Below are 283 nucleotides of genomic sequence, written 5' to 3'. Positions count from 1 at the left end.
CTAGTATGCAAGGGGAACTAATTACAATAATGCGTGTAAACGTAGGGGAAAGTCCTGAAGTGATTGAAGTACCGTCAGAGTTGGAATCATTTCAAGAAATCGTGGGTGGTCGGTTAGAATGTGTTAGTCTTTCACATGGTATAGATTTATGGATTAATGAAGAAGGGCTGATGAATGGATTAGAAATTAACTTCCTAGTAGTATCTATGCATGAAGGTCAATTAGTGCCAATACATGCTATCGCTGGTGATGTATACTTTGCTTCCAGTGATGATAGAGGTAA

At 38.5% G+C, this 283-nt stretch carries 1 protein-coding gene; it reads left to right on the top strand.

Translation table 11 applies throughout. The features are described from left to right. Positions 1-29 precede the first annotated feature (29 nt). Positions 30-283, top strand: a 254-nt coding sequence (locus tag R0J88_RS19550) for a DUF3846 domain-containing protein (RefSeq protein ID WP_410900806.1), incomplete at its 3' end; no start/stop codon positions are given.

Origin of the sequence: Pseudoalteromonas sp. SIMBA_162 (assembly GCF_046535955.1) — a bacterium.
GTDB lineage: Bacteria > Pseudomonadota > Gammaproteobacteria > Enterobacterales > Alteromonadaceae > Pseudoalteromonas > Pseudoalteromonas marina.
The sequence above is the reverse complement of the archived record's forward strand: the minus strand, read 5'-3'. Positions and strand labels throughout refer to the sequence as shown.